Annotated in this window: 19 protein-coding genes; 15 read left to right on the forward strand and 4 right to left on the reverse strand. The window is 71.2% G+C overall.

Features of this window, described 5'->3' with window-relative positions; genetic code table 11:
• The first annotated feature begins 189 nt into the window (after positions 1–189).
• The 3 genes from SZ60_RS00075 (at position 190) to leuA (ending at position 6086) form a co-directional block, all read left to right on the forward strand.
• The gene (locus SZ60_RS00075; RefSeq protein WP_043592565.1) at positions 190–1521 is read left to right on the forward strand and encodes an esterase family protein; all 1332 of its coding nucleotides are present in this window, start codon (positions 190–192) and stop codon (positions 1519–1521) included.
• Positions 1518–4118, forward strand: a complete 2601-nt coding sequence (locus SZ60_RS00080; protein WP_052505054.1) for a DUF2156 domain-containing protein — start codon at positions 1518–1520, stop codon at positions 4116–4118. The genes SZ60_RS00075 and SZ60_RS00080 overlap by 4 nt, the downstream gene beginning before the upstream one ends.
• A 207-nt stretch (positions 4119–4325) precedes the next feature.
• Positions 4326–6086, forward strand: coding sequence for a 2-isopropylmalate synthase (gene leuA / locus SZ60_RS00085; protein ID WP_043592567.1), 1761 nt, complete (start codon positions 4326–4328; stop codon positions 6084–6086).
• A 372-nt stretch (positions 6087–6458) separates the two neighbouring features.
• On the opposite strand, the gene SZ60_RS00090 is transcribed toward leuA, so the two are convergent.
• Positions 6459–7121: a trimeric intracellular cation channel family protein gene (locus tag SZ60_RS00090; protein WP_043592569.1), complete on the reverse strand. Its 663-nt coding sequence runs from the start codon at positions 7119–7121 to the stop codon at positions 6459–6461.
• A 34-nt stretch (positions 7122–7155) separates the two neighbouring features.
• Here SZ60_RS00090 and recO point away from each other — a divergent pair, with 34 nt between their 5' ends.
• Both recO and SZ60_RS00100 read left to right on the forward strand, forming a co-directional pair.
• Positions 7156–7899 (forward strand): DNA repair protein RecO, encoded by a 744-nt coding sequence (recO, locus tag SZ60_RS00095; protein WP_043592571.1) that lies wholly within the window; start codon positions 7156–7158, stop codon positions 7897–7899.
• Positions 7896–8693, forward strand: a complete 798-nt coding sequence (locus SZ60_RS00100) for an isoprenyl transferase (protein WP_043592573.1) — start codon at positions 7896–7898, stop codon at positions 8691–8693. Before recO ends, SZ60_RS00100 begins: the two co-directional genes overlap by 4 nt.
• An 11-nt stretch (positions 8694–8704) precedes the next feature.
• Here SZ60_RS00100 and SZ60_RS00105 read toward each other — a convergent pair whose 3' ends face one another.
• Both SZ60_RS00105 and SZ60_RS00110 read right to left on the reverse strand, forming a co-directional pair.
• Positions 8705–9376: a hypothetical protein gene (locus SZ60_RS00105; RefSeq protein WP_156155426.1), complete on the reverse strand. Its 672-nt coding sequence runs from the start codon at positions 9374–9376 to the stop codon at positions 8705–8707.
• 32 nt (positions 9377–9408) lie between these two features.
• A complete protein-coding gene (locus SZ60_RS00110; protein ID WP_043592577.1) occupies positions 9409–10365 on the reverse strand; it encodes a LysR family transcriptional regulator in 957 nt (318 codons plus the stop codon).
• 81 nt (positions 10366–10446) lie between these two features.
• On the opposite strand from SZ60_RS00110, the gene SZ60_RS00115 reads away from it, so the two are divergent.
• The 5 genes from SZ60_RS00115 (at position 10447) to SZ60_RS00135 (ending at position 15086) form a co-directional block, all read left to right on the forward strand.
• Positions 10447–11487 (forward strand): aminotransferase class V-fold PLP-dependent enzyme, encoded by a 1041-nt coding sequence (locus tag SZ60_RS00115; protein WP_043592578.1) that lies wholly within the window; start codon positions 10447–10449, stop codon positions 11485–11487.
• Positions 11488–11565: 78 nt separating this feature from the next.
• Entirely contained in the window at positions 11566–12951 is a 1386-nt protein-coding gene (locus SZ60_RS00120) for a glycine--tRNA ligase (RefSeq protein ID WP_043592579.1), read from the forward strand.
• 245 nt (positions 12952–13196) lie between these two features.
• Positions 13197–14156, forward strand: a complete 960-nt coding sequence (locus SZ60_RS00125) for a hypothetical protein (protein ID WP_052505055.1) — start codon at positions 13197–13199, stop codon at positions 14154–14156.
• 85 nt (positions 14157–14241) lie between these two features.
• Complete coding sequence (locus SZ60_RS00130) at positions 14242–14910, forward strand: DsbA family protein (RefSeq protein WP_043592581.1); 669 nt, start codon at positions 14242–14244, stop codon at positions 14908–14910.
• Positions 14907–15086 (forward strand): hypothetical protein, encoded by a 180-nt coding sequence (locus SZ60_RS00135; protein WP_043592583.1) that lies wholly within the window; start codon positions 14907–14909, stop codon positions 15084–15086. Before SZ60_RS00130 ends, SZ60_RS00135 begins: the two co-directional genes overlap by 4 nt.
• On the opposite strand, the gene SZ60_RS00140 is transcribed toward SZ60_RS00135, so the two are convergent.
• Entirely contained in the window at positions 15076–15609 is a 534-nt protein-coding gene (locus SZ60_RS00140) for an aminoacyl-tRNA deacylase (RefSeq protein WP_082059737.1), read from the reverse strand. The two genes, SZ60_RS00135 and SZ60_RS00140, sit on opposite strands and share 11 nt — an antisense overlap.
• Before the next feature lie 15 nt (positions 15610–15624).
• On the opposite strand from SZ60_RS00140, the gene dusB reads away from it, so the two are divergent.
• From dusB to SZ60_RS00165, 5 genes are all read left to right on the forward strand, one after another.
• On the forward strand, positions 15625–16782 hold the full coding sequence (gene dusB, locus SZ60_RS00145) for a tRNA dihydrouridine synthase DusB (protein WP_043592585.1): 1158 nt from the start codon (positions 15625–15627) through the stop codon (positions 16780–16782).
• Positions 16783–16829: 47 nt separating this feature from the next.
• Positions 16830–18101: a deoxyguanosinetriphosphate triphosphohydrolase gene (locus SZ60_RS00150; RefSeq protein ID WP_231567003.1), complete on the forward strand. Its 1272-nt coding sequence runs from the start codon at positions 16830–16832 to the stop codon at positions 18099–18101.
• 112 nt (positions 18102–18213) lie between these two features.
• The gene (gene dnaG / locus SZ60_RS00155; RefSeq protein WP_043592586.1) at positions 18214–20121 is read left to right on the forward strand and encodes a DNA primase; all 1908 of its coding nucleotides are present in this window, start codon (positions 18214–18216) and stop codon (positions 20119–20121) included.
• Positions 20122–20349: 228 nt separating this feature from the next.
• A complete protein-coding gene (locus SZ60_RS00160; protein WP_043592588.1) occupies positions 20350–21972 on the forward strand; it encodes an ABC transporter substrate-binding protein in 1623 nt (540 codons plus the stop codon).
• A 158-nt stretch (positions 21973–22130) separates the two neighbouring features.
• Positions 22131–23225, forward strand: coding sequence for an ABC transporter permease (locus tag SZ60_RS00165; RefSeq protein WP_043592590.1), 1095 nt, complete (start codon positions 22131–22133; stop codon positions 23223–23225).
• The last annotated feature ends 2 nt before the right edge of the window (positions 23226–23227 follow it).

The raw sequence follows: 23227 nt of genomic DNA on the forward strand, positions 1-23227 counted from the left end.
GGCGCCGTGCCAGGGCCTTCACGCGTACCGGCGCCGGCACCGGCGCCGGCACCGGCACCGTGCAGAGACTGACCGCAACTGATGAGGATGCTGTGACCGAGCGGCGTGGCTCGTGTCGGCTCGCTCCGTGGCGGCAGAGTGTCACCTGGGTGGTCATCACCCCGATCCTCCGCCGAAAGAAGCTCTCGAATGAACTGGTTGCTGTCGGTCCCGTTGTTGTCGTCGACGTCGCTGCTGGTGGTGGACGTGGTCGCCGTCCTGATCGCGATCGCGCTCCTCGTCCGTCCGCGGACCCGACGGACGTGGTGGCGGTGGATCGCCCTCGCGGTCCTCGCCGGGGCCGGCCTGGGCGCCGTCGTCACCTGGTGGCTCGGCGACGTGCGCGACGTGCTGGGACTGTCGCCCACCTGGGTGGACCGTTTCTGGGTCGCCGCGGTGGTCGCCGGCCTCGGGGTGGTCGTCGTCAACCTCATCCGCACCCGGTGGTGGCGCAAGGTCGTGGCCGTCGTGGCGGTCCTGGTGTTCGCCCTGGCCGGCGGACTGGCGCTGAACCGGGACGGCAGCGTGTACCAGAACCTGTCGCAGGCGCTCGGCCTGGACGAGGTGCCGGCTCTTCCGGCGACCGCCACCGCGCCTCCGTCCGCGGCCTCCGCGTCGACGGAGTTCGACCCGACCCTCTGGTCGACCTGGAAGGCCCCGTCCGACCTGCCCGCCACGGGCCGGTACGGCAGCGTGTCCATCCCCGGCACGGTCTCGCACTTCCCGGCACGCGACGCCGTCGTCTACCTGCCTCCGGCGGCCCTCGTGGCGAACGCCCCCGCCCTCCCCGTGATGATCATGATGTCGGGGCAACCGGCCGAACCGAGCTCGGTGGTCACGGCCGGCCACCTCGTCGAGACGCTCGACGCCTTCGCGGCGAAGAACCATGGTCTCGCACCGATCGTCGTCGTCCCCGACCAGTTGAGTGCCGACGCGCACAACCCGATGTGCGTCGACGGCGTCCTGGGCAACAGCGCCACCTACATCACCACCGACGTGGTCGACTACATGACGAGCCACTTCCACGTGGCCTCCGGCCCGAGGGCGTGGGCGGTCGGCGGGTTCTCGCAGGGCGGTACCTGCTCGATCCAGTTCGCCGCGTCGCGACCCGACCTGTTCTCGACCTTCATCGACGTGTCGGGTGAACTCGGCCCGTCGATCGGCGACGAGAAGACCACGATCGACCAGGGCTTCGCCGGGAACCGAGCGGCCTACGAGGCGGCCCAACCGCAAGCGATCATGGCGAAGCACGGGCCCTACGCGGACACCGCGGCGTTCTTCGCCGTCGGTGCGACCGACGGCCCGTACGGTCAGATCATGACGGTGAACTCGGCGGCGGCGGCGAAGGCGGGCATGGCGGTGACGCGCTACGTCTCACCGGGCAGCGGACACGACTGGACGACCGCGACCAACGGCTTCGCCCACGGCATCGGGCAGTTCTACCCGCGCCTCGGCCTGAGCGCGGCGGTGCAGACCCCGTGAGCGCCGACGTGACCGAGGCCGGCCCGGACGCACCGACACCGCCCGATCCCCACGAGCCCGTGCCCCACGAGCCGGGGCGGGTGCGACAGGTCGCAGAGGGCATCGGCACCCGTGTGGTGGCGTTCGCCCGCGTCCGTCCCGTGAGTCTCGCGCTCGCGCTGCTGCTCGTCGTGCTGGCTCTCGCCTCGGGCAGCCTCACGCACGCTCCGAGCGAGCGGCTGCGGGAACTCGTCGGCGCGGGGCTCGACCCCTTCGAGGACCGCACCTCATGGCTGCTCGTCTTCGGGTCGGTGTTCTTCGCCGGCGGTCCCGCCCAACTCGTCCTGGCCGTGGTCGGCGTCCTCGTGCTCGTGGGCGCCGCCGAGCGCCGCATGGGCCCGCGCCGCACGGTCGCGGCCTACCTCGTGACGGCCGTCGTGGCGACCGGCGTCGGCGTCGCGGTCCAGGCCCTGGGGCAGGCGCTCGGCGAGACCTGGGCCGTCGAGGTGGCCGCCGAGTCCACCCTCCACCCGCTCACGCCGGCCCTCGGCACGATCATGACCGCCAGCGCGTTCTCCGGACCGCTCTGGCGACGCCGCATCCGGCTGGTCGGCTTCTCGTTCGTGTTCGCCTTCGTGCTGTACGACGGGCATCCCTCGGGTCTCTACGCGCTCCTCGGCGCCCTGGTCGGGCTCGCGTTCGGGGTGGTCCTGGCCGGCCGTCCCGCCGAGCGCGGATGGCTGCGCAGCTCGCACCACGAGGTGCGACGCCTCGCCTCGACCATAGTCGCCGTGACGGCCCTCGGTCCCGTCCTGACCCTGCTCACCCGCAGCCCCATCGGGGCGCTCTCGCCCCTCGGCATGCTGTTCCGTGACGTCCTGCCGGGGCGGTCGCTCTCGGCCGCCTGCGCGGCGGCGGGACAGGGCGCACCCGACCGGCACGCGCCCCCGATCGGGGCCTGCGCGCGGGCCGCGGCCCTCGCGGGCATCGACACCGTGCCGACGGTCCTGCTCAGCCTCCTCCCGCTGGCGGTGCTGCTCGTGTGCGCCTGGTACCTGCGGCGTGGTCGTCGCCTGGCCCTCGACGTGGCCGTCGCGGTCAACGGGCTGCTCGCCGTCTTCGCCGGTCTCTACTACGTGGTGCTCCCCGTCACGACCGATCCGGTCGTCGACCAGCCCCGCCACGTGGTCGAGAGGGGCGTGCTCGCCGTGCTGGCGGTCGCCGTGCCGGCCGCGGTCGCCGTCGGACTGTTCCTCCTCCGTCGTCACTTCGGCATCGGGGCCGAGGGGACGCGACGGCCGCGGTTCGCCCTCGTCGTCGTGCTGTCGGGTGTCGTGCTGGCGGTGACGTTCGCCGTCCTCGCGTGGCTGGGGCGCGCCTCCTTCGTGCCGACGATCGAACCGTGGACGCTGCTGCTCGACGTGCCCGAACGCTTCGTGCCGGTCGGTTTCGTCGGGCTCACCCGCATCGGGCCGGTGCCCGACGGCGGCGTCGTCCGGGCCGCGTTCGAGTGGGTGGGGCCGCTCTGGTGGCTCGTCGTGCTGGTCGGGCTCGTGGTGGGTGCGACACGGCCGGGGGACGTCCGTCCCGACGCGGCGCGTGCCCAGGTGCGCGAGATCGTCCACCGGGGTACGCCGGGCACGTTGTCGCACATGGCCTTGTGGGAGGGCAACCGGTACTGGTTCACGGCCGACGCTCGCGCGGCCGTCGCCTATCGCGTCGTCGCGGGGATCGCGGTCACCACGGGTGAGCCCTTGTGCCCGGCCGACCGGCTCCCCGAGGTCACGCGTGAGTTCGCGCGCTGGTGCGACGACCAGGGGCTCACCCCGGTCTTCTACAGCGTGAGGGGCGAACTCTCGCCCCTCTTCGCCGACATGGGCTGGTCGACGCTGCCCGTCGGCGAAGAGACCGTGCTCCACCCGGCCACCTTCGCCATGACCGGCAAGAAGTGGCAGGACGTCCGGTCGAGCATCAACCGCGCGACCAAGAACGGGGTCCGGGCCGAGTGGACCCGCTACGCGGAGCTCCGGCCCGCGGTCGCCCGCCAGATCGGCGAGATCAGCGAGCAGTGGGTCGCCGAGAAGAACCTGCCCGAGATGGGCTTCACACTCGGCGGCGTGGACGAGTTGCGTGACCCCGACGTGGCGCTGATGCTCGCACTGGACGAGGACGACTCGGTCCAGGCCGTGACGAGCTGGTTGCCCTCCTGGCGCGACGGAGAGGTCGTCGGCTGGACGCTCGACTTCATGCGACGCCGACCCGACAGCATGAACGGCGTGATGGAGTTCGTCATCGCCTCGTCGGCACTGGCCATGAAAGAGCAGGGGGTCGAGTTCCTCAGCCTGTCGGCGGCACCGCTCGCGACGAGCGCGTCCTCCGACGGCCCGGCGTCACAGACCGAACGTGTGCTCACCTTCCTCGGACGGGTGCTCGAACCGGCCTACGGCTTCCGGACCCTGCTGACCTTCAAGAAGAAGTTCCAGCCCGAGTTCGTGCCCCTCGTCATGGCCTTCCCCGATCCCGTGCAGCTGCCGGCCATCGGCACGGCCCTCGGTCGCGCCTACCTGCCCGACCTCTCGGTCGGTGCCGTCGTGCGGCTCGTCCGCACGGTGGTCTGATCGCGCGGGGGAGCCGAGGAGGCGCGGTGCCCGTCCGCGACGACCCGCGCCTCCTCGGTCGGTGCTAGCCTCGTCACGTGTTCACCGGCCTGCTCCTTCTTAGCTGCCGCGGCGAGTCCTGACCCAGGCCCCCCTCGTCGCGGAGTTCGTCGTCGGCCGACACCCCCGCGAAGAGCAGCCCCTCGAGGGCGAGAGAGACCACAGGACATGAAGAACGCACAGCAGCCGTCGGCCATGCCGATCCACAAGTACCGGCCCTTCCACGAGCAGATCGCCGTCGACCTGCCCGACCGCACCTGGCCCTCGAAGCGCATCACCGAGGCGCCGCGCTGGTGCGCCGTCGACCTCCGCGACGGCAACCAGGCCCTGATCGACCCGATGAGCCCCGAGCGCAAGCGCATCATGTTCGACCTGCTGGTCGGCATGGGCTACAAAGAGATCGAGGTCGGTTTCCCGAGCGCCTCGCAGACCGACTTCGACTTCGTGCGCAGCCTCATCGACGAGGGCGCCATCCCCGACGACGTGACGATCCAGGTGCTGACCCAGGCGCGCGAGCACCTGATCGCCCGCACCTACGAGTCGATCGCCGGCGCCAAGCAGGCCATCGTCCACCTGTACAACTCGACGAGCGTGCTGCAGCGCGACGTCGTGTTCCGCACCGACCGTCAGGGCATCGTCGACATCGCGCTCGAGGGCGTCCGGCTGTGCCTCGAGGCCGAGAAGACCATCCCCGAGACGGCCGTCTTCTACGAGTACTCGCCCGAGAGCTACACCGGCACCGAGCTCGACTTCGCGCTCGACATCTGCAACCAGGTGATCGAGGCCTTCGACGCGACGCCCGCGCGTCCCGTGATCGTCAACCTGCCGGCGACCGTCGAGATGGCGACCCCCAACGTCTACGCCGACTCGATCGAGTGGATGCACCGCCACCTGGCCCGTCGCGACAGCGTCATCCTGTCGCTGCACCCGCACAACGATCGGGGCACCGGCATCGCCGCCGCCGAGCTGGGTTACCTGGCCGGGGCCGACCGCATCGAGGGCTGCCTCTTCGGCAACGGCGAGCGGACCGGCAACGTCGACCTCGTCGCGCTGGGCATCAACCTGTTCACCCAGGGCATCGACCCGCAGATCGACTTCAGCGACCTCGACATGGTCAAGCGCACCGCCGAGCACTGCAACCAGCTGCCCGTGCACGAACGCAGCCCGTGGGCCGGCGACCTCGTCTACACGGCGTTCTCCGGCTCGCACCAGGACGCCATCAAGAAGGGCTTCGAGGCCATGGCCGCCACCGCGGCGTCCCGCGGGGTCGACGTCGACGAGCTGGAATGGGCCGTGCCGTACCTGCCGGTCGACCCCAAAGACCTGGGACGCAGCTACGAGGCGGTCATCCGCGTCAACTCGCAGTCGGGCAAGGGCGGCGTGGCCTACCTGCTCAAGGCCGACCACGCCATCGACCTGCCCCGCAAGCTGCAGATCGAGTTCAGCGGCGTCGTCCAGTCACGCACCGACGAAGAGGGCGGCGAGATGACGAGCGCCCACATCTGGTCGATCTTCCAGGACGAGTACCTGCCCGCCGACGAGGCCGACGACAAGTGGGGCCGCTTCGAGCTGACCCGCACGAGCACCGCGAGCGACATGTCGGGCGAGACCGTGCTCGACGTCGACCTGCGGGTCGGCGAGACGGTCGAGTCGACGTCGGCCCGTGGCACGGGGCCCATCGCGGCGTTCATCGCCGTCCTCGCCGAGCAGGGCGTCCAGGTCAAGCTGTACGACTACGTCGAGCACACCCTCAGCGCATCGGGCGACGCTCAGGCCGCTGCCTACGTCGAGCTCGACGTCGACGGCACCCGGCTCTGGGGCGTCGGCATCGACGCCGACATCTCGACGGCCTCGCTCAAGGCCATCGTCTCGGCCGTCAACCGCGCCATCCGCTCGACGACCGACGTGCTCGAGCTCGCCTCGGTCTAGGCGGCCCGCTCCGTCCCGACCCGCCCCCGGTGCCCTCGGCGCCGGGGGCGTCGTCGTGTGGCCGGAGGTGTCGTGCGGCCGGACGTGTCGTGTGGCCGCAGGTGTCGGCAACTCCTGGCTGGTGTCGCGCGCGGGTGCGGTTCTGCGGCGTGTCGGGGTCCGCTGGCGCAGGGTGCAGGAGTTGCCGACGGGGGCGGGCAACTCCGGGCTGGGGTCGCGCGCGGGTGCGGTTCTGCGGCGTGTCGGGGTCCGCTGGCGCAGGGTGCAGGAGTTGCCGACGAGAGCGGGCAACTCCTGCCTGGTGTCGCGCGCGGGTGCGGCGGCGCGGCCGGCGGCGTGCCGGTACAGAGAGCCGAGCGCCGGCGGCCGGGGTCAGCGGGGCCGGCGCCAGCGGGGGAGCCGGCTGAGGGCGCGCTGCTCGGGCAGGGTCCAGCCGAACCGCACGGCCAGCATCCGGATGACCAGCGTGATCGACGTGCCCGCGATGGCGGACACGGCCACGGGTGCGCCGAGCGACACCGCCACGACCAGCACGATGGTCCCTCCGGCCGCCGCGACGGCGTAGAGCGAACCGACGTGCATCATCGCGATGGTGAGGTTCATCAGCAGGTCGCGCAGCACCGAACCGCCGACGGCGGCGATGACCCCGACGAACACGGCAGGGATCTCCGGCAGTCCGAGCGAGAGTGCCTTGGTCGACCCGATCGCACCGAGCAGTCCGATCGTCAGGGCGTCGAGCACGGTGATGACTCCGGCCAGCCGGGTGAACACCCGCTGCAGCGCCATGCCGACGATCGCGGCCGCGACGGCGACGAGCAGGTACCAGTTGCTCGTCATGGCCCGTGGCACCTCGCCGAGCAGGACGTCGCGCAGCACGCCGCCGCCGAGACCGGTGGCGATGCCGATGATGGCGATGCCGAGCAGGTCGAGACGACGGTCCTTGTACTCGGACGCGAACATCGCCCCCTGCAGGCTGCCGATGCCGACGGCGAGGAGGTCCACCCACAGGGGTACGGCGAAGGCTGTGGCGTGCACCTGACGTTTGTACCACGCGTGCGATGCTTGGTCGGTGCCCGTCTACCGTGATGAATGCGTCGTGTTGCGCACCCACAAGCTGGGTGAGGCCGACCGCATCCTCACGATGCTCAGCCGCAACCACGGCAAGATCCGGGCCGTGGCCAAGGGCGTCCGGCGGACGGCCTCGAAGTTCGGCGCGCGCCTCGAGCCGATGATGGTCGCCGACCTCCAGCTGTACGAAGGCCGCTCGCTCGACATCGTGCAGCAGGCCGAGTCGCTCGGCTCGTACGGCGCCGTGATCGCGGCCGACTACGAGAGCTACACGGCCGGCAGCGTCATGGTCGAGACGGCCGACAAACTGACCGAGGCCGAGGCGGGTCTGCAGCAGTACCTCCTGCTCGTCGGGGCCCTCCGTTCGCTTGCGCGGCACGAGCACGCCCCCCAGCTCACGCTCGACTCGTACCTCCTGCGTGCGCTCAGCATCGCGGGCTGGTCGCCGAGCTTCGGCGACTGTGCCGTGACCGGTGCCCCCGGGCCGCACTCGGCCTTCGTCGTCCAGCTCGGTGGCGTGGTGACCGACTCGCACGCGCCTCCGGGCGCTCCGCGGTTGACGCAGGAGGCGCTGGCCCTGTTGGGCGCGCTGCTCACGGGGGACTGGGACCACGCCGAAGACGCGCCCGACGCGACCCGCAACCAGGCGAGCGGCGTCGTCGCCGCCTACACGCAGTGGCACCTCGAACGGGGACTGCGATCGCTGCAGCACGTCGACCGGGTGCCCGGAAGGGAGAGACAGTGAAGAAGACCCACCGCGACGCCGCCGACTTCCGCCCCCTCGACTGGACCGGCGTCCACCCGCCGGCGATGCCGCGGGGCGCCGTGCCCGAGCACGTCGCGATCGTCATGGACGGCAACGGCCGCTGGGCGAACGGGCGGGGGCTCACCCGCGTCGAAGGGCACAAGGCCGGCGAGATGTCGCTGCTCGACGTGGTCGCCGGGGCGATCCAGATCGGCGTGAAGCACCTCAGCGTCTACGCGTTCTCGACCGAGAACTGGAAGCGCTCACCCGACGAGGTGCGCTTCCTGATGGGGTTCAACCGCGACGTCCTGCACCGTCGACGCGACCAGCTGAACGCCTGGGGAGTGAGGGTCCGCTGGGCCGGGCGGAAACCGCGGCTGTGGGGGTCGGTGATCAAAGAACTGCAGTTCGCCGAAGAGCTGACCAAGGGCAACGACGTCCTGACGCTGACGATGTGCGTCAACTACGGCGGGCGGACCGAGATCGCCGACGCGGTGCGCTCCATCGCCGACGACGTCGCTGCCGGGCGGCTCAAGCCCTCGGCCGTCGGCGAGAAGCTGATCCAAAAGCGGCTCTACGCGCCCGAACTGCCCGACGTCGACCTGTTCGTGCGCAGCTCGGGCGAGCAGCGCACGAGCAACTTCATGCTCTGGCAGTCCGCCTACGCCGAGATGGTGTTCCTCGACCGACTGTGGCCCGACTTCACCCGCACCGACCTGTGGCAGGCCGTCGAGACGTACGCCTCGCGCACCCGACGGTTCGGGGGAGCGGTGGACGCCCCCAGCCCGGCCTGACCGGACGTCCGTCAGAACTGGATGTTCGCGCCCAGGAAGATCCGCTCGGCCGGCCACAGGAACTGCAGGGTCAGCGGTCCGTCGCTCGCCCGGTGGAACCAGGCGTTGGCGAAGACCGTGGACTCGCCGGGCAGCAGGTACCAGTTCGCGCTGTCGGCCGGGAACTTCGACTCGAGCGAGGTCTCGTAGCCCATCTCGGTCAAAAGGTCCTGCCCGGCGAAGACGTCCTGCGTGGCGAGGTCGTTGCCGTACGACGAGTAGTCGGCGCTCAGGTCGGTCAGGTCGAGCCGACGCTGCGAGTTGTTCGTCAGGACGTATGCCGTGACCTGGACGTCGGTGCCCGCCGGGTAGGGGTCGGTGCCGTCGGGGCGGGCGTAGATCGAGGGTGCCGAGGTCGTCAGCTCGCCGACGCCGTAGACGTAGATCGTGAGGTCCTTGTAGTTGACCTGGCCGAGCAGCGTGCCGCCGGGGGCGAGGGCGTCGGGTTGCGACCCCGAGCCGCCTCCGGTGCCGGGGGCGCCGGTCACCTGGGGCTGCGGCGCGCCGGTGGCACCCGGGCCCGAGGTCGGCGCCGACCCGCCTGCGCCGACGGGCGTCAGGTCGTCGAGGCTCGGGAAGCAGCCGGTCAGCCCGACGAGGGCCAGCACCGAGACGGCGATGCCGACGGTCAGTCTTCTGCGCACGACCTGCACCTCTCCTGGTTCGTCGGGCCAGCCTAACCCGGCGCCGTCGACGGCTCGCCCCGACGGACCGGCACGAGGCCCAGCGCGTCGCCGTCCACCTGCTCGAAGGCGTCGAGGACCGCCCGCACGCTCGGCACCCGGTCACCCCCGCGCCCGTGGACGACGTGCACCACCCGGGCGAGACCCTCGTCCAGTCCGACCACGCGCACGCCGGGAGGCACGGCGGCGGACACCAACGACAGCCCCGGCAGCAGGGCGACGCCGAGCCCCGCCGCGACGAGACCGAGCACGGCGAGGGCGTTGTCCGTCTCGAGCACGATCTCGGGCTCGAACCCCGACGCGGCACAGGTGGCGAGCAGATGGCCTCGGCAGCGGGGACAGCCGCCGATCCACCTCTCGTGCGCCAGACCCGCGAAGGCGTCGCCCCGGGCGAACGGGTGCGCCGTCGGCAGGGCCAGCACCGTGCGGTCGACGAAGGAGGCGCGGTGCAGCAGCCCGTCGAGGTCGCGTTCGCCCCCGGCGTCACCCCCGTGGCGGAAGGTGATCGCGACGTCCGCCGAGCCGTCCCGCAGTCGTGCCAGCGCCTCCGGCGGTTCCGCCTCGACGTAGTCGACCGTGAGGCCGGGGTGCCGGTCGCGCAGGCGCGACAGCACGTCGGGGACGATCGTGGACGACGCGCTGGGGAAGCCTGCCAGCGTGACGCGACCCGTGGCGACGCCGCCCAGGGCGTCGAGGTCCTGCCGCGCGGCGTCGAGGGCCGCCTGCACGTGGACGGCGTGGGCCGCGAGCCTCCGTCCGGCGTCGGTGAGCGCGACACCGCGTCCTGCCCGCAGCACGAGCGGCTGACCGACCTGGCGTTCGGCCCGCCGGAGCTGCTGGCTGACGGCGGGTTGGCTGTAGCCGAGCAGGGCGGCGGCCGCCGTGATCGTGCCGGTGTCCGCGACGGCGCGGACGACGCGCAGCGACGCGAGGTCGAGATCGTCGGTCATGCTCGAATCATAAGTCGTCGTGATGGATGACCTCAGACACTGGCGGTTGTCCTGCGATCTCGACGAGAGGAGCCTGAGGACATGACCGAGCCCCGTCCCGACCTCTTCGCCCCTGCCCCGGGCTACCTCGCGGCCTGCACCATGGGCCTGCCGATGCGGTCGACGGTCGAGGCGTTGCGGGCCGACCTCGACCGGTGGTCGTCCGGTCGGGCCGGTCCCGTCGCCTACGGCGCCGTCGTCGAGGAGGCGCGCGCGGCCTTCGCCCGGCTGGCCCGGGTCGACGTCGGCCGCGTCGCCATCGCGTCCCAGACGTCGGCGATGGTCGCGGTGGTCGCGGCCTCGGTGCCGGACGGTGCCGAGGTGCTCGTGCCCACGGGCGACTTCAGCTCGATCGTCTACCCCTTCGTGGTGCAGGAGGCGCGAGGCGTCCGGGTGCGGAGCGTGCCGCTCGACGAGCTGGCCGGCTCCGTCGGGCCCGACACGCACCTCGTGGCCTGGTCGGCCGTCCAGTCCGCCACGGGCGAGGTCGCCGACGACGCGGCCGTCGTCGCCGCGGCGGCCCGCCACGGGGCGCTGACGCTGTGCGACCTGACCCAGGCCGCCGGCGTGCGACCCGTCGACGCCTCACGGTACGACGCCAGCGTCACGCACGCCTACAAGTGGTTGTGCTGCCCGCGCGGGGTGGCGTTCCTCACCCTGGGGGAGCGGCTGCAGCGCATGACGGTGCCGGCGCAGGCCGGTTGGTACGCGGGCGACGACGTGTGGGGCTCGTGCTACGGCCCCGAGATGCGGCTCGCCGCGGACGCCCGGGCGTTCGACGTCTCGCCCGCCTGGCAGGCCTGGGCCGGAGCGCTTCCCGCGCTCCGCACGTTCGCCGGGCTCGACGCCGACGAGACCTGGGCGCACGCCGCCGGGACGGGCGACGCGCTCTGCGCGCGGCTCGGGATCGAGGCGCAGGGCCGAGCGATCGTGACCTGGGCCGATCCCGACGGACGCGACCAGCGCCTCCTCGGCGACGCCGGTCTCGTGGTCTCGGCACGCGCCGGTCGCGTCCGCGTGGCGTTCCACCTCTGGAACGACGAGAGCGACGTCGAGGCCGTCGCCGCCGCGCTCGGCCGGTGACGCTCCGCCGCTAGAGTTGCCGGGTACCTCGACCGACCGGGCACCCAGCTCGCGCCTCAACTCATCGGAGCATCACACGTGGCAGCACCCAACCGTCTCGATTCCGTCATCGCCCTGGCCAAGCGCCGCGGCTTCGTCTTCCAGTCGGGAGAGATCTACGGCGGTTCGCGCTCGGCCTGGGACTACGGGCCCCTCGGCGTCGCTCTGAAGGAGAACATCAAGCGCCAGTGGTGGCAGACCATGGTGCAGGGCCGCGACGACGTCGTCGGCCTGGACTCGGCGGTCATCCTGCCGCGTCAGGTGTGGGAGGCCTCGGGTCACGTCGAGGTCTTCAGCGACCCGCTGGTCGAGTCGCTGCACACCCACAAGCGCTACCGCGCCGACCACCTGCTCGAGGCGTACGAGGCCAAGCACGGCCACCCGCCCGAGAACGGCCTGGCCGACGTCCGCGACCCCGACACCGGGCAGCCCGGCTCGTGGACCGAACCGCAGAACTTCTCGGGCCTGCTCAAGACCTTCCTCGGTCCGGTCGACAACGAGCAGGGCATGGCCTACCTGCGACCCGAGACCGCGCAGGGCATCTTCACCAACTTCGACAACATCCTGCAGTCGTCGCGCATCAAGCCGCCGTTCGGCATCGGCCAGATCGGCAAGAGCTTCCGCAACGAGATCACGCCCGGCAACTTCATCTTCCGCACGCGCGAGTTCGAGCAGATGGAGATGGAGTTCTTCGTCGAACCCGGCAGCGACGAAGAGTGGCACCAGTACTGGATCGACCAGCGGTTCCAGTGGTACGTCGACCTCGGCATCGACCCCGAGAACCTCCGCCTCTACGAGCACGCCGCCGAGAAGCTCTCGCACTACTCGAAGCGCACCGTCGACATCGAGTACCGCTTCCGGTTCGCCGGCGGCGAGTTCGGCGAGCTCGAGGGCATCGCGAACCGCACCGACTACGACCTCAAGACCCACGCCGCCGCCTCGGGCAAGGACCTGACCTACTTCGACCAGGCCAAGAACGAACGCTGGACGCCCTACGTCATCGAGCCCGCGGCCGGTCTGACCCGCTCGCTCATGGCCTTCCTCGTCGACGCGTACACCGAGGACGAGGCGCCGAACGCGAAGGGCGGCGTCGACAAGCGCACCGTCCTGAAGCTCGACCGGCGCCTGGCCCCGATCAAGGTCGCCGTCCTGCCGCTCAGCCGCAACGAGCAGCTGTCGCCCATGGCCCGCGGGCTCGCCGCCGACCTCCGCAAGTACTGGAACATCGACTTCGACGACGCGGGAGCCATCGGCCGCCGCTACCGCCGGCAGGACGAGATCGGCACGCCGTTCTGCGTCACCGTCGACTTCGACTCGCTCGACGACGACGCGGTGACCGTGCGCGAGCGCGACACCATGGCCCAGCAGCGCATCCCGCTGGCCGGATTGCGGGCCTACCTGGCCGAGCAGCTGCTCGGCGCGTAGCCGCCCGCGTCGTGTACCCGCCGGGCGTCGCACCGACCTTCGTCGGCAACTCCTGCCTGCTGCTGCGACCTGACCCCAGCACGCGGCGTGTCGTCCGTCGACGACGCACGAGGCAGGAGTTGCCCGCGCCCGACTGGCGCTCCGTGCGACGAGGACTCGCCCCCAGGGTTCCCGGGCGAGGCCGCCGTCCCCATGCCGCCCGTACTGCCCACGGCCGGCGGGCACCGCTCGGGACGCTGTGGGGCATGACCACGATCTCCGAACTCGTCTCCGACGCCGGTGGCTTGCTGCACAAGCGTGATCTCGTCGCGCTGGGTGCGACGGACCGCCATCTGACCGTCGCCGTCCGCTCCCGCGCGGTCCGTCGCCCGCGACGCGGCTGGTACTCGACGTGGCCGCGCCATGATCCGCGTTTCGTGGCCGTCGCGGTGGGGGGACGCCTCACCGGTGCCGCCGCCCTGCACCAGCTCGGGGCGTGGTCGTGGCGACGTCCGCCGATCACGGTCTCGGTGCCCGAGACCGCGTCCCGCCTCCGACGGCGACGGGGCGTCCGCATCGTCTGGGACTCCGTCGAGCTCGGGTCCCGTGGCTCGACCTGGGCGGTGGACCCGCGAGTCGCCCTCGCCCGCGCGGTGGTCGAAGCGGAGTCCCTCGAGGACGCGGTCATCTTGGTCGACTGGGCACGGAGCGTCGGTGTCGTGACCGACGACGAGGACGCCGCCGAGGTCCTGGCGCGGAAACGCGCCGACGCTGCTGGGCTGGTGGCCTGGAGCGACGGGGGAGCCGAGAGCATCCTCGAGTCGACGGCCGGGACGAGGCTCCGTCGGGCCGGGCACCACGTCGTGCGACAGGTGCCCGTCGGCACCACGGGCAAGATCCTCGACATGCTCGTCGACGGTGTCGTCGGTCTCGAGACCGACGGTCGCGTGCACCACGAGAGCCGCTTCGACCGGGACCGCCTCAAGGACGCCGACATCGCCCTCGACGGACATGTTCCGTTCCGGGCGGGGACGATCATGGTGCGTGACCTGTGGGTCCGCACGTCGGCCGCGATCGAGGCCCTGATCACCACGGCGGGCGGCCCGAGACCGCCGTCACGTGTCGGCAACTCCTGCCTCCCGCGAGTGCTCGGGCCCCGAGGCCGCAGGAACTGGCGGCTCGCGCCACCGGGCCGACGCAGGGGGCAGGAGTTGCCGACAGGGTGAGGCGGGTGAGGGCGAGGCGCGACGGGGCGATGGAAGTGCCGAGGGCGCGGGGAATGGGGAGGGCCCGGCACGAGTTGGGCCTGCCGTGACCGTAGACTCCGCCACCCCGTCCGCGACCGTCAAGGTCGACATCTGGTCCGACATCGCCTGCCCCTGGTGCTTCATCGGCAAGCGCAAGTTCGAGGAGGCCGTGCGACGCTTCGGCGGCCCCGTCGAGGTCGAGTACCACTCGTTCGAGCTCTCTCCCGACACCCCGGTCGACTTCGAGGGCGACGAGGTCGACTTCCTCTCGAAGCACAAGGGCATGCCCGCCGACCAGGTCCGCGGGATGCTCGACACCGTGGCCGGCATCGCGTCCGAGGTCGGCCTCGCCTACGACTTCGAGCACCTGCAGCACACCAACACGGTCAAGGCGCACGAGCTCCTGCACTTCGCCAAGGCGAACGGTCGTCAGACCGAGATGAAGGAACGCCTGCTCCACGCCTACTTCGAGGAGGGCCGACACGTGGGCCGCGTCGACGATCTCGTCGCGCTGGCCGTCGAGGTCGGCCTGGACGAGCAGGAGGCGCGCGAGGCACTCGAGACCGGGCGTCACCTCGACGACGTGCGGGCCGACCAGGCCCAGGCGCAGGCCTTCGGCATCACCGGAGTCCCGTTCTTCGTCCTCGACGGCAAGTACGGCATCTCGGGCGCCCAGGCTCCCGAGACCTTCGTCCAGGCCCTTGAGCAGGTCGCCTCCGAGGTGGCCCGATGAGAGAGCCCGTCGGGGTCGAGGTCGATACGCCGACCACGACGTTCACCATGCTCGGCTCACCGGACGCCGCCGCCTGCGAGGGGGACTCCTGCCTCGTCGTCCCGCCCGGCATCGCCGACACGTCCGTCGACCGGACCTCGGACGACGAGCCCGGGAGGCGCGGCGTCAGTCGGTGATGTCGGCCACGGTCGCGTCATACCCGGCGACCAGGTCGTCGGCGTCGACGAAGGCGCTGAAGCCGTGGGCTCCGGCACCCAGGGCGACGCGCCTCCCCACGATGCGGGAGTCCGCGACCACCGGCCAGGCTGTCGAGCTGCCCAGGGGAGTGATCGTGCCCCGTTCGTACCCGGTGACCTCGAGGGCGACGTCGGCGCTCGGCATCGACAGCTTGTTGACGCCGACGACCGCTCGGAGCTTCGCCCACGAGATCTGCCGGTCGCCCGGGACGAGCGCGAACAGGAACGACCCGTCGTGTCGCTTGACGACGAGGCTCTTGACGATGTCGGAGGACCGCAGTCCGAGCAGCGCGGCAGCGGCCTCGAGCGAGTCGGCCGCAGGACGCGCCACGATCTCGACGGCGAGACCGCGGGCGGCGGCGTCCGTGCGCACCCGCCCCGTGCCGTCGACCGACCTCGGGGCGCCCCCGGCACCCCCGACGTCCGCGTCGTCCACACCACTCGTCAGCCCGCCGTCGCTCATGGGAGAATCGTAACGATGTCCACCACCACCCTGCCCTCGCGCGGCCTCTCGATCGGACCGATCGACGTGGCCTCGCCCGTCGTGCTCGCCCCCATGGCCGGCATCACCAACACGGCCTACCGCCGCCTGTGTCGCGAGTACGGCGCCGGTCTCTACGTGAGCGAGATGATCACGAGTCGGGCTCTGGTCGAGCGCACGCCCGAGTCGATGCGCCTCATCCAGCACCACGAGTCCGAGACCCCCCGCAGCATCCAGCTCTACGGCGTCGAGCCCAACACGGTGGCCGAGGCGGTCACGATGCTCGTCGCCGAGGACCGCGCCGACCACATCGACCTCAACTTCGGCTGTCCGGTCCCCAAGGTCACCCGCAAGGGCGGCGGCTCGGCCCTGCCCTGGAAGATCGGCCTCTTCCGCGAGATCGTCGAGGGTGCGGTCAAGGCCGCCGGTGACATCCCGGTGACCGTCAAGATGCGCAAGGGCATCGACGACGACCACCTCACCTACCTCGAGGCCGGTCGAGCCGCGCAGGGCGCTGGTGTGGCGAGCATCGCGTTGCACGCGCGCACGGCGGCCGACTTCTACTCGGGCACGGCCGACTGGTCGGCCATCGCGACCCTGAAGCAGACGATCACCGACGTGCCGGTCCTCGGCAACGGCGACATCTGGTCGGCGACCGACGCCCTGCGCATGGTCGACGAGACCGGCTGCGACGGTGTGGTCGTCGGCCGGGGCTGCCTCGGCCGCCCGTGGCTGTTCGGTGACCTCGCCGCGGCCTTCCGCGGCGAAGACCTGAAGGCCGAGCCGACCCTCGGCGAGGTGGGTCGGGCCTTCCGGCGTCACGCCGAGCTCATGGTCGAGTTCTGGTCGGGCGACGAGGGGCGGGCCTGCCGTGACATGCGCAAGCACGTCGCCTGGTACTTCAAGGGTTACCCCGTGGGCGGCGAGGTCCGGGCGGCTCTCGCCCTGGCCGACTCGCTGCAGCAGATCGACGACCTGCTCGCCACGATGGACCCCGACGAGCAGTACCCCGGCGAGGCGGCCGAGGGGCCGCGGGGGCGCGCAGGCAGCCCCAAACGTCCTGCTCTTCCCGACCGGTGGCTCGAGAGCCGCGACCTCGACGATGCCTTCAAGGCCGAGCTCGCCGCCGCCGAGCTGCACCACAGCGGCGGCTAGGCACACCCGTCCCCGACATCCCTTCCCGTCCCGACCGAGAGGCCCCGGTGTCCACCGAAGCCCTGCCGAGTGCTGCCCCCGGGTACGACCCCGCCGACTCCGAGCGCTGGTTGCCCGAGCAGCACTCCAACCGGCGCAGCGACTTCGCCCGCGACCGGGCCCGTCTGCTGCACTCGAGCGCGCTGCGCCGCTTGGCGGCCAAGACGCAGGTGCTCAGCCCCACCGCCGGCCTCGATTTCGCCCGCAACCGGTTGACGCACTCGCTCGAGGTCGCGCAGGTCGGTCGTGAGCTCGCGACGAGCCTCGGCCTCGACCCCGACGTCGTCGACACGGCCTGCCTCGCGCACGACCTCGGCCACCCGCCGTTCGGGCACAACGGTGAGCGAGCCCTGAACGAGTGGTCGTCCGACATCGGGGGCTTCGAGGGCAACGCGCAGACCCTGCGGCTGCTGACCCGCATCGAACCCAAGGTGATCGACGCGACCGGGCGGAGTTTCGGGTTGAACCTGACCCGCGCGAGCCTCGACGCCAGTTGCAAGTACCCGTGGCCGGCAGCGCAGGGCATCCCCGACCCGGGCGGTCGCATGAAGTTCGGCTTCTACGACGACGACACGGCCGCCTTCGAGTGGCTGCGCCGGGGCGCCCCGCGTCGGCGACGGTGCGTCGAGGCCCAGGTGATGGACCTCAGCGACGACATCGCGTACTCCGTGCACGACTTCGAGGACGCCGTCGTCAACGGGTACGTCGACGTCGCGGCCCTGGGGGCCCGGGTCGACCACGACTCGCTCGTCACGGCCATGCACGCGTGGGTCGGCGGCGAGCTCAGCCGCGACGAGCTGACCGAGGCCTTCGACCGGTTGCAGGCACTGCCGTTCTGGCTCGAGTCGTACGACGGCAGCCGGTTCGCGCAGGCCCGCCTCAAGAACCTCACGAGCCAGCTGATCGGCCGGTTCGCCGGTTCGGCCACGCAGGCGACCCGCGACTCGTATCCCGGTGACGCCCTGATGCGCTTCGGTGCCTCGGTCGTCGTGGCCCCCGACGTGATCGGCGAGATCGCCGTGCTCAAGGGCATCGTCGCGGCGTTCGTCATGACGAGCGACGACCGGCAGCCGATCTACCTGCGGCAGCGCGAGGTGCTCACCGGCCTCGCCGACGCCCTCTGGCAGGCGGGCCCTTCCGAACTCGACCGGGGGTTCGCGGCCGACTGGGCCTCGGCCGACGACGACGCCGCGAGGCGTCGCGTCGTGGTCGACCAGGTCGCCTCCCTGACCGACCAGAGCGCCACGGCCTGGCACGACCGGCTGACCGCCGACCGCTGAGGCGACCCCCCAGGAGGCGCGGGTCCTCCCCAGCCCCGCCGCGCCTCCTCGTCCTCCCGCGGTCGGCCCTCCCGGGGTCGGTGCGGTCGGTGGCGCGACCTAGAATCGACAGGTGCCCGGCCTGATCAAACGCAACGACATCGACGAGGTCCGGTCGCGCACCAACATCGCCGACATCGTGGGCGACCACGTCACGCTCAAGGGCGCGGGCGTGGGGTCGCTCAAGGGCCTCTGCCCGTTCCACGACGAGCGCAGCCCGAGCTTCCACGTGCGGCCCCAGGTGGGTCGGTACCACTGCTTCGGTTGCGGCGAGGACGGCGACGTCTTCAGCTTCGTGATGAAGACCGACCACACGACCTTCCAAGAGGCGGTCGAGCGCATGGCCGCGCGCATCGGCTTCGAGCTGCACTACGAAGACGGCGGTCAGGCCAGCGACCACGGCAACCGGGCGCGGCTGATCTCGGCGAACGAGGCGGCTCGAGAGTTCTTCGTGGACCACCTGACGGCCGCCGACGCCGAGCCCGCCCGGCGGTTCCTCGGCGAGCGGGGTTTCGACCCGGCCGCGGCCGAGCGGTTCGGCGTCGGCTTCGCCCCCAAGTCGTTCGACGCCCTGCGGTCGCACCTCAAGGGGCTCGGCTACCGCGACGACGAACTCGTCACCGCGGGGCTGTTGAGCCAGGGCGACCGCAGCCCCTACGACCGCTTCCGGGGGCGGCTGGTGTGGCCGATCCGCGACGTCACGGGGTCGACCATCGGGTTCGGCGCCCGTCGGTTGCTCGAGGACGACAAGGGGCCGAAGTACCTCAACACCCCCGAGACGCCGATCTACCACAAGTCCCAGGTGCTCTACGGGCTCGACCTCGCCCGCCGGGACATCTCGAAGGGCAAGCAGGTCGTCATCGTCGAGGGCTACACCGACGTCATGGCCTGCCACCTGGCCGGGGTCACGACGGCCGTGGCGACCTGCGGCACCTCGTTCGGCGTCGACCACATCAAGGTGCTGCGTCCCATGCTCGGCGACGTCAGCGGGGCCGACACGTCGACCGGCGGCGAGGTCGTCTTCACCTTCGACCCCGACGAGGCGGGCCAGAAGGCGGCGTCCCGCGCGTTCGCCGAAGAGCAGCGGTTCGCCGCACAGACCTTCGTCGCCGTCGCACCCGACGGGCTCGACCCGTGCGACCTGAGGCTGAACCGCGGCGACGACGCCGTGCGCCGCCTCATCTCGACCAAGCGGCCGATGTTCGAGTTCATGATCCGTCGACTGATCGACGGGCACGACCTCGAGACCGTCGAGGGCCGGGTGTCGGCGCTCCGGGCGGCCTCCCCGGTGGTGGCCGGCATCCGTGACCGGTCGATGACGCAGGGCTACGTGCGGTCGCTGGCGGGTTGGCTGGGGCTCGACCCGGCGGACGTGGCGCGGTCCGTCGACGACGCGGGTCGCGCCTCCTCGGCCCAGAACGCGCTCGAACGGTCACAGCCGAAGAGCGTCTCCGACGGTCGGCAGTCGATCACGAGCCTGCCCCCGGTGCCCGACGAGCCGGCCGGTCCGAGCCTGTTGACGCTGCCGGCCGACCTGACGACCCGTACCGAGCGCGACGCGCTCATGGCGATGCTCCAGCACCCGGCGACGGTCGGCTTCGAGCTCATGCAGCGTGCGGCCCGGGCGCGCATCGAGAACAGCGCCCTGGCGGTCGTCCGGGACGCGATCGGGGCGAGCCTCGACCGCTTCGACTCGGCCGACTGGCTCGACGTCGTGCTCGGCCAGACCCCGTCGCCGTTCGACACCCTCGCCAAAGAGCTCGCCGTCGCCCCGATCCCCGAGCGCGAGGGGCGCGAGATCACGACCTACTGTCGGGGCATCGTCGTCTCGATCGTCGAACGCGACCTGATCCGCGAGAAGTCCGAACTGCTCGGGCAGTCGTTCCGCACCGACATGAAGACCGAACCCGAACGCTGGCGCGAGATCCAGGTGCGCATCGCCGCGGTCGAGGCCGAGCGCCGGTCCGTCCGACAAGAGTGAGGTCGGCGGCCGTCACGTGGTGCCCGGGCCTGAACGCGCATACATCGCGACGATGCGCCGCCGGCCCCGAGACGACCAGTTGGCAAGGGTTCGTTGCGGGCCTGTAAACAGTTGCGCGATGAGCCCGTCTCAGGCTCACGTGTGTGTTACCAATGGACGTTCCCTGAAACGGCCGCGTCCACAGCACGGCCCGGGGCCCCTTGCACACAGAGAAAGAGGTAACCGGATATGACATCCGACTCCACGCTCGCCCGACGCGCCCTCGCCGTCGTCGGTGGCGCCGCTGCCACCGCACTCGTCCTCTCGGGCTGCGCCTCCGGTGGTGACGCGACCGACGCCCTCGACGGTCTCAGCATCGGCACGACCGACGTCATCACGTCGCTCGACCCGGCCGGTTCGTACGACAACGGCTCGTTCGCCGTCCAGAACCAGGTGTTCGGGTTCCTGACGAACGCCCCGTACGGCAGCCCCGACGTCGAGCCCGACCTGGCCGAGTCCGCCGACTTCACCAGCCCGACCGAGTACACGGTCACGCTGAAGGACGGACTGACCTTCGCGAACGGCAACGCGCTCACCTCGAGCGACGTCAAGTTCAGCTTCGACCGCCAGCTGGCCATCGCCGACCCCAACGGCCCGTCGTCGTTGCTCGGCAACCTGGCCAGCACCGACGCGCCGGACGACACGACCGTCGTCTTCACGCTCAAGTCGGCCGACCAGACCTGGCCCCAGGTGCTCTCGAGCCCCGCCGGCCCGATCGTCGACGAGGACGTCTTCTCGGCCACCGGGCTGACCGACGCCGACGACATCGTCAAGGGCAACGCCTTCTCGGGTCAGTACACGATCACCGACTACTCGCAAAACGAGACGATCGCCTACGCGGCGAACGACGCCTACGACGGCGTGCTCGGTGCTCCGAAGACCGACTCGGTCACGGCGACGTACTACACCGAAGAGACCGACCTGAAGCTCGCCGTCCAGAACGGCGACGTCGACGTCGCGAACCGCAGCCTGAGCCCGACCGACCTGGCCGACCTGGCGAAGGACGACGCGCTCACGGTGCACAACGGCCCCGGCGGCGAGATCCGCTACCTGGTGTTCAACTTCAACACCATGCCCTACGGCGCCACGCAGCCCGACGCCGACCCGGCCAAGGCCCTGGCCGTCCGTCAGTCGGTGGCAGACACGGTCGACCGTGCCGCCCTCGCCAAGGACGTCTACAACGACACCTACACGCCGCTCTACTCGGTCGTCCCCGACGGCCTGACCGGTGCGACCAAGCCCCTCGAGAGCCTCTACGGCGACGGCCAGGGCGGCCCCGACGTCGACAAGGCCGCCGCGGCCCTGTCGGCCGCCGGCGTCAGCACCCCGGTGTCGATCGACCTGCAGTACAGCCCCGACCACTACGGGGCGTCGAGCGACGAAGAGTACGCCCTGATCAAGTCGCAGCTCGAGGCGAGCGGCCTGTTCACCGTGAACCTGCAGTCGACCCTGTGGGACACCTACAGCACCGAGCGCCGCGAGGACGCCTACCCCGTGTACCAGCTGGGTTGGTTCCCCGACTTCTCGGACGCCGACAACTACCTGACGCCGTTCTTCAGCGCGGACAACTTCGTCGGCAACCACTACGACAGCCCGACCGTCCAGGGTCTGCTGACGCAGGAGATCGGTGAGCAGGACGCCTCGGCCCGCGAGGCGACCATCGGCCAGATCCAGGACGCCGTCGCGGCCGACCTGCCCACGCTGCCGCTCTTGCAGGGCACGCAGGTCGTCGTCTCGCAGTCCGACGTGAAGGGCGTGGACGACACGCTCGACGCGTCGTTCAAGTTCCGTTACGGTGCGCTGAGCCGCTGACGCGCCTCCCTGGTCCCTGAGCCCCGCCGGTCCGCCGGCCGGGCTCGGGGGCCGGGGGACTCCGCACCACGGCCGCACGCCGAGGGGGCGACCCGCGACACCGCGGGGCGCCCCCTCCGGCCTGCGACCGGCACCACACCATCGAAAGGCCCAACGACGTGACCCTGATCACCGACGGCTCCCTCACGGCGCCGCCCACCTCCAGCCCCGGGAAGTCCCGAAGTTCCGGGGGCGGCGGCCTCGGACGCTACATCGTGATCCGCGCGATCCTGATCGTGCCCACCGTGTTCATCCTCGTCACGCTCGTGTTCTTCCTGATGCGCGTGGTCGGCAACCCGATCACCGCCTCCGTCGGCGGCCGTCTCACCGAGGCCCAGCTGCAAGAGCGTCTCGCCGCCGCCGGCTACGACCGACCCGTGATCGTCCAGTACCTCGAGTACCTCGGCCAGATCGTCCGGGGCGACTTCGGCACCACCGCCACCGACAACCGCGAGATCAGCGGCATCCTGCTCCAGTACGGCAGTGCCACCATCGAACTCGTCTTCTACGCGCTGATCGTCGCGCTCGTGCTGGGCATCCCGCTGGGCATGCTCGCCGCCTACGTCCGTGACCGCTGGCCCGACGCGATCCTGCGCGTGCTCGCGATCCTCGCCTACGCCACCCCGGTGTTCTTCGCCGGCCTGCTGCTCAAGCTCACCTTCTCGGTCTGGCTCGGCTGGCTGCCCCTCGGCGGTCGTGCCAGCACTCGGGTCGCCATCGCCCTGGGGCGCATCGACCACCCCACGGGCATCTACATCGTCGATGCCCTGCGCACCGGCAACTCGACGATCATCGTCGACGTCCTCTCGCACGCCGTGCTGCCCGCCCTCGCGCTCGGCGTCCTGACCGCCGGCATCTTCCTGCGACTCGTGCGCACCAACGTCATCGGCACGCTCGGGTCCGAGTACGTCGACGCGGCCCGCTCGCGGGGCGTCAGCGAGTTCCGGCTCGTCCGGGCGCACGCGCTCAAGCCCGCCCTCATCCCGATCATCACCGTCATGGGCCTCCAGATCGCGATGCTGCTCGGCGGCTCGGTGCTCACCGAGACGACCTTCGGCTGGCGGGGGCTCGGCTTCCAGTTGCAGCAGTACCTGTCGGCCCGCGACTTCATCGCCGTGCAGGGCATCGTCGCCGTGCTCGCCGTCATCGTCGCCGTGACCAACTTCGTGGTCGACGTGATCGCCGCCCTGATCGACCCCCGCGTGAGGTACTGACC

Source organism: Frigoribacterium sp. MEB024 (genome assembly GCF_000878135.1).
In the GTDB taxonomy this organism is placed as follows: Bacteria; Actinomycetota; Actinomycetes; order Actinomycetales; family Microbacteriaceae; genus Frigoribacterium.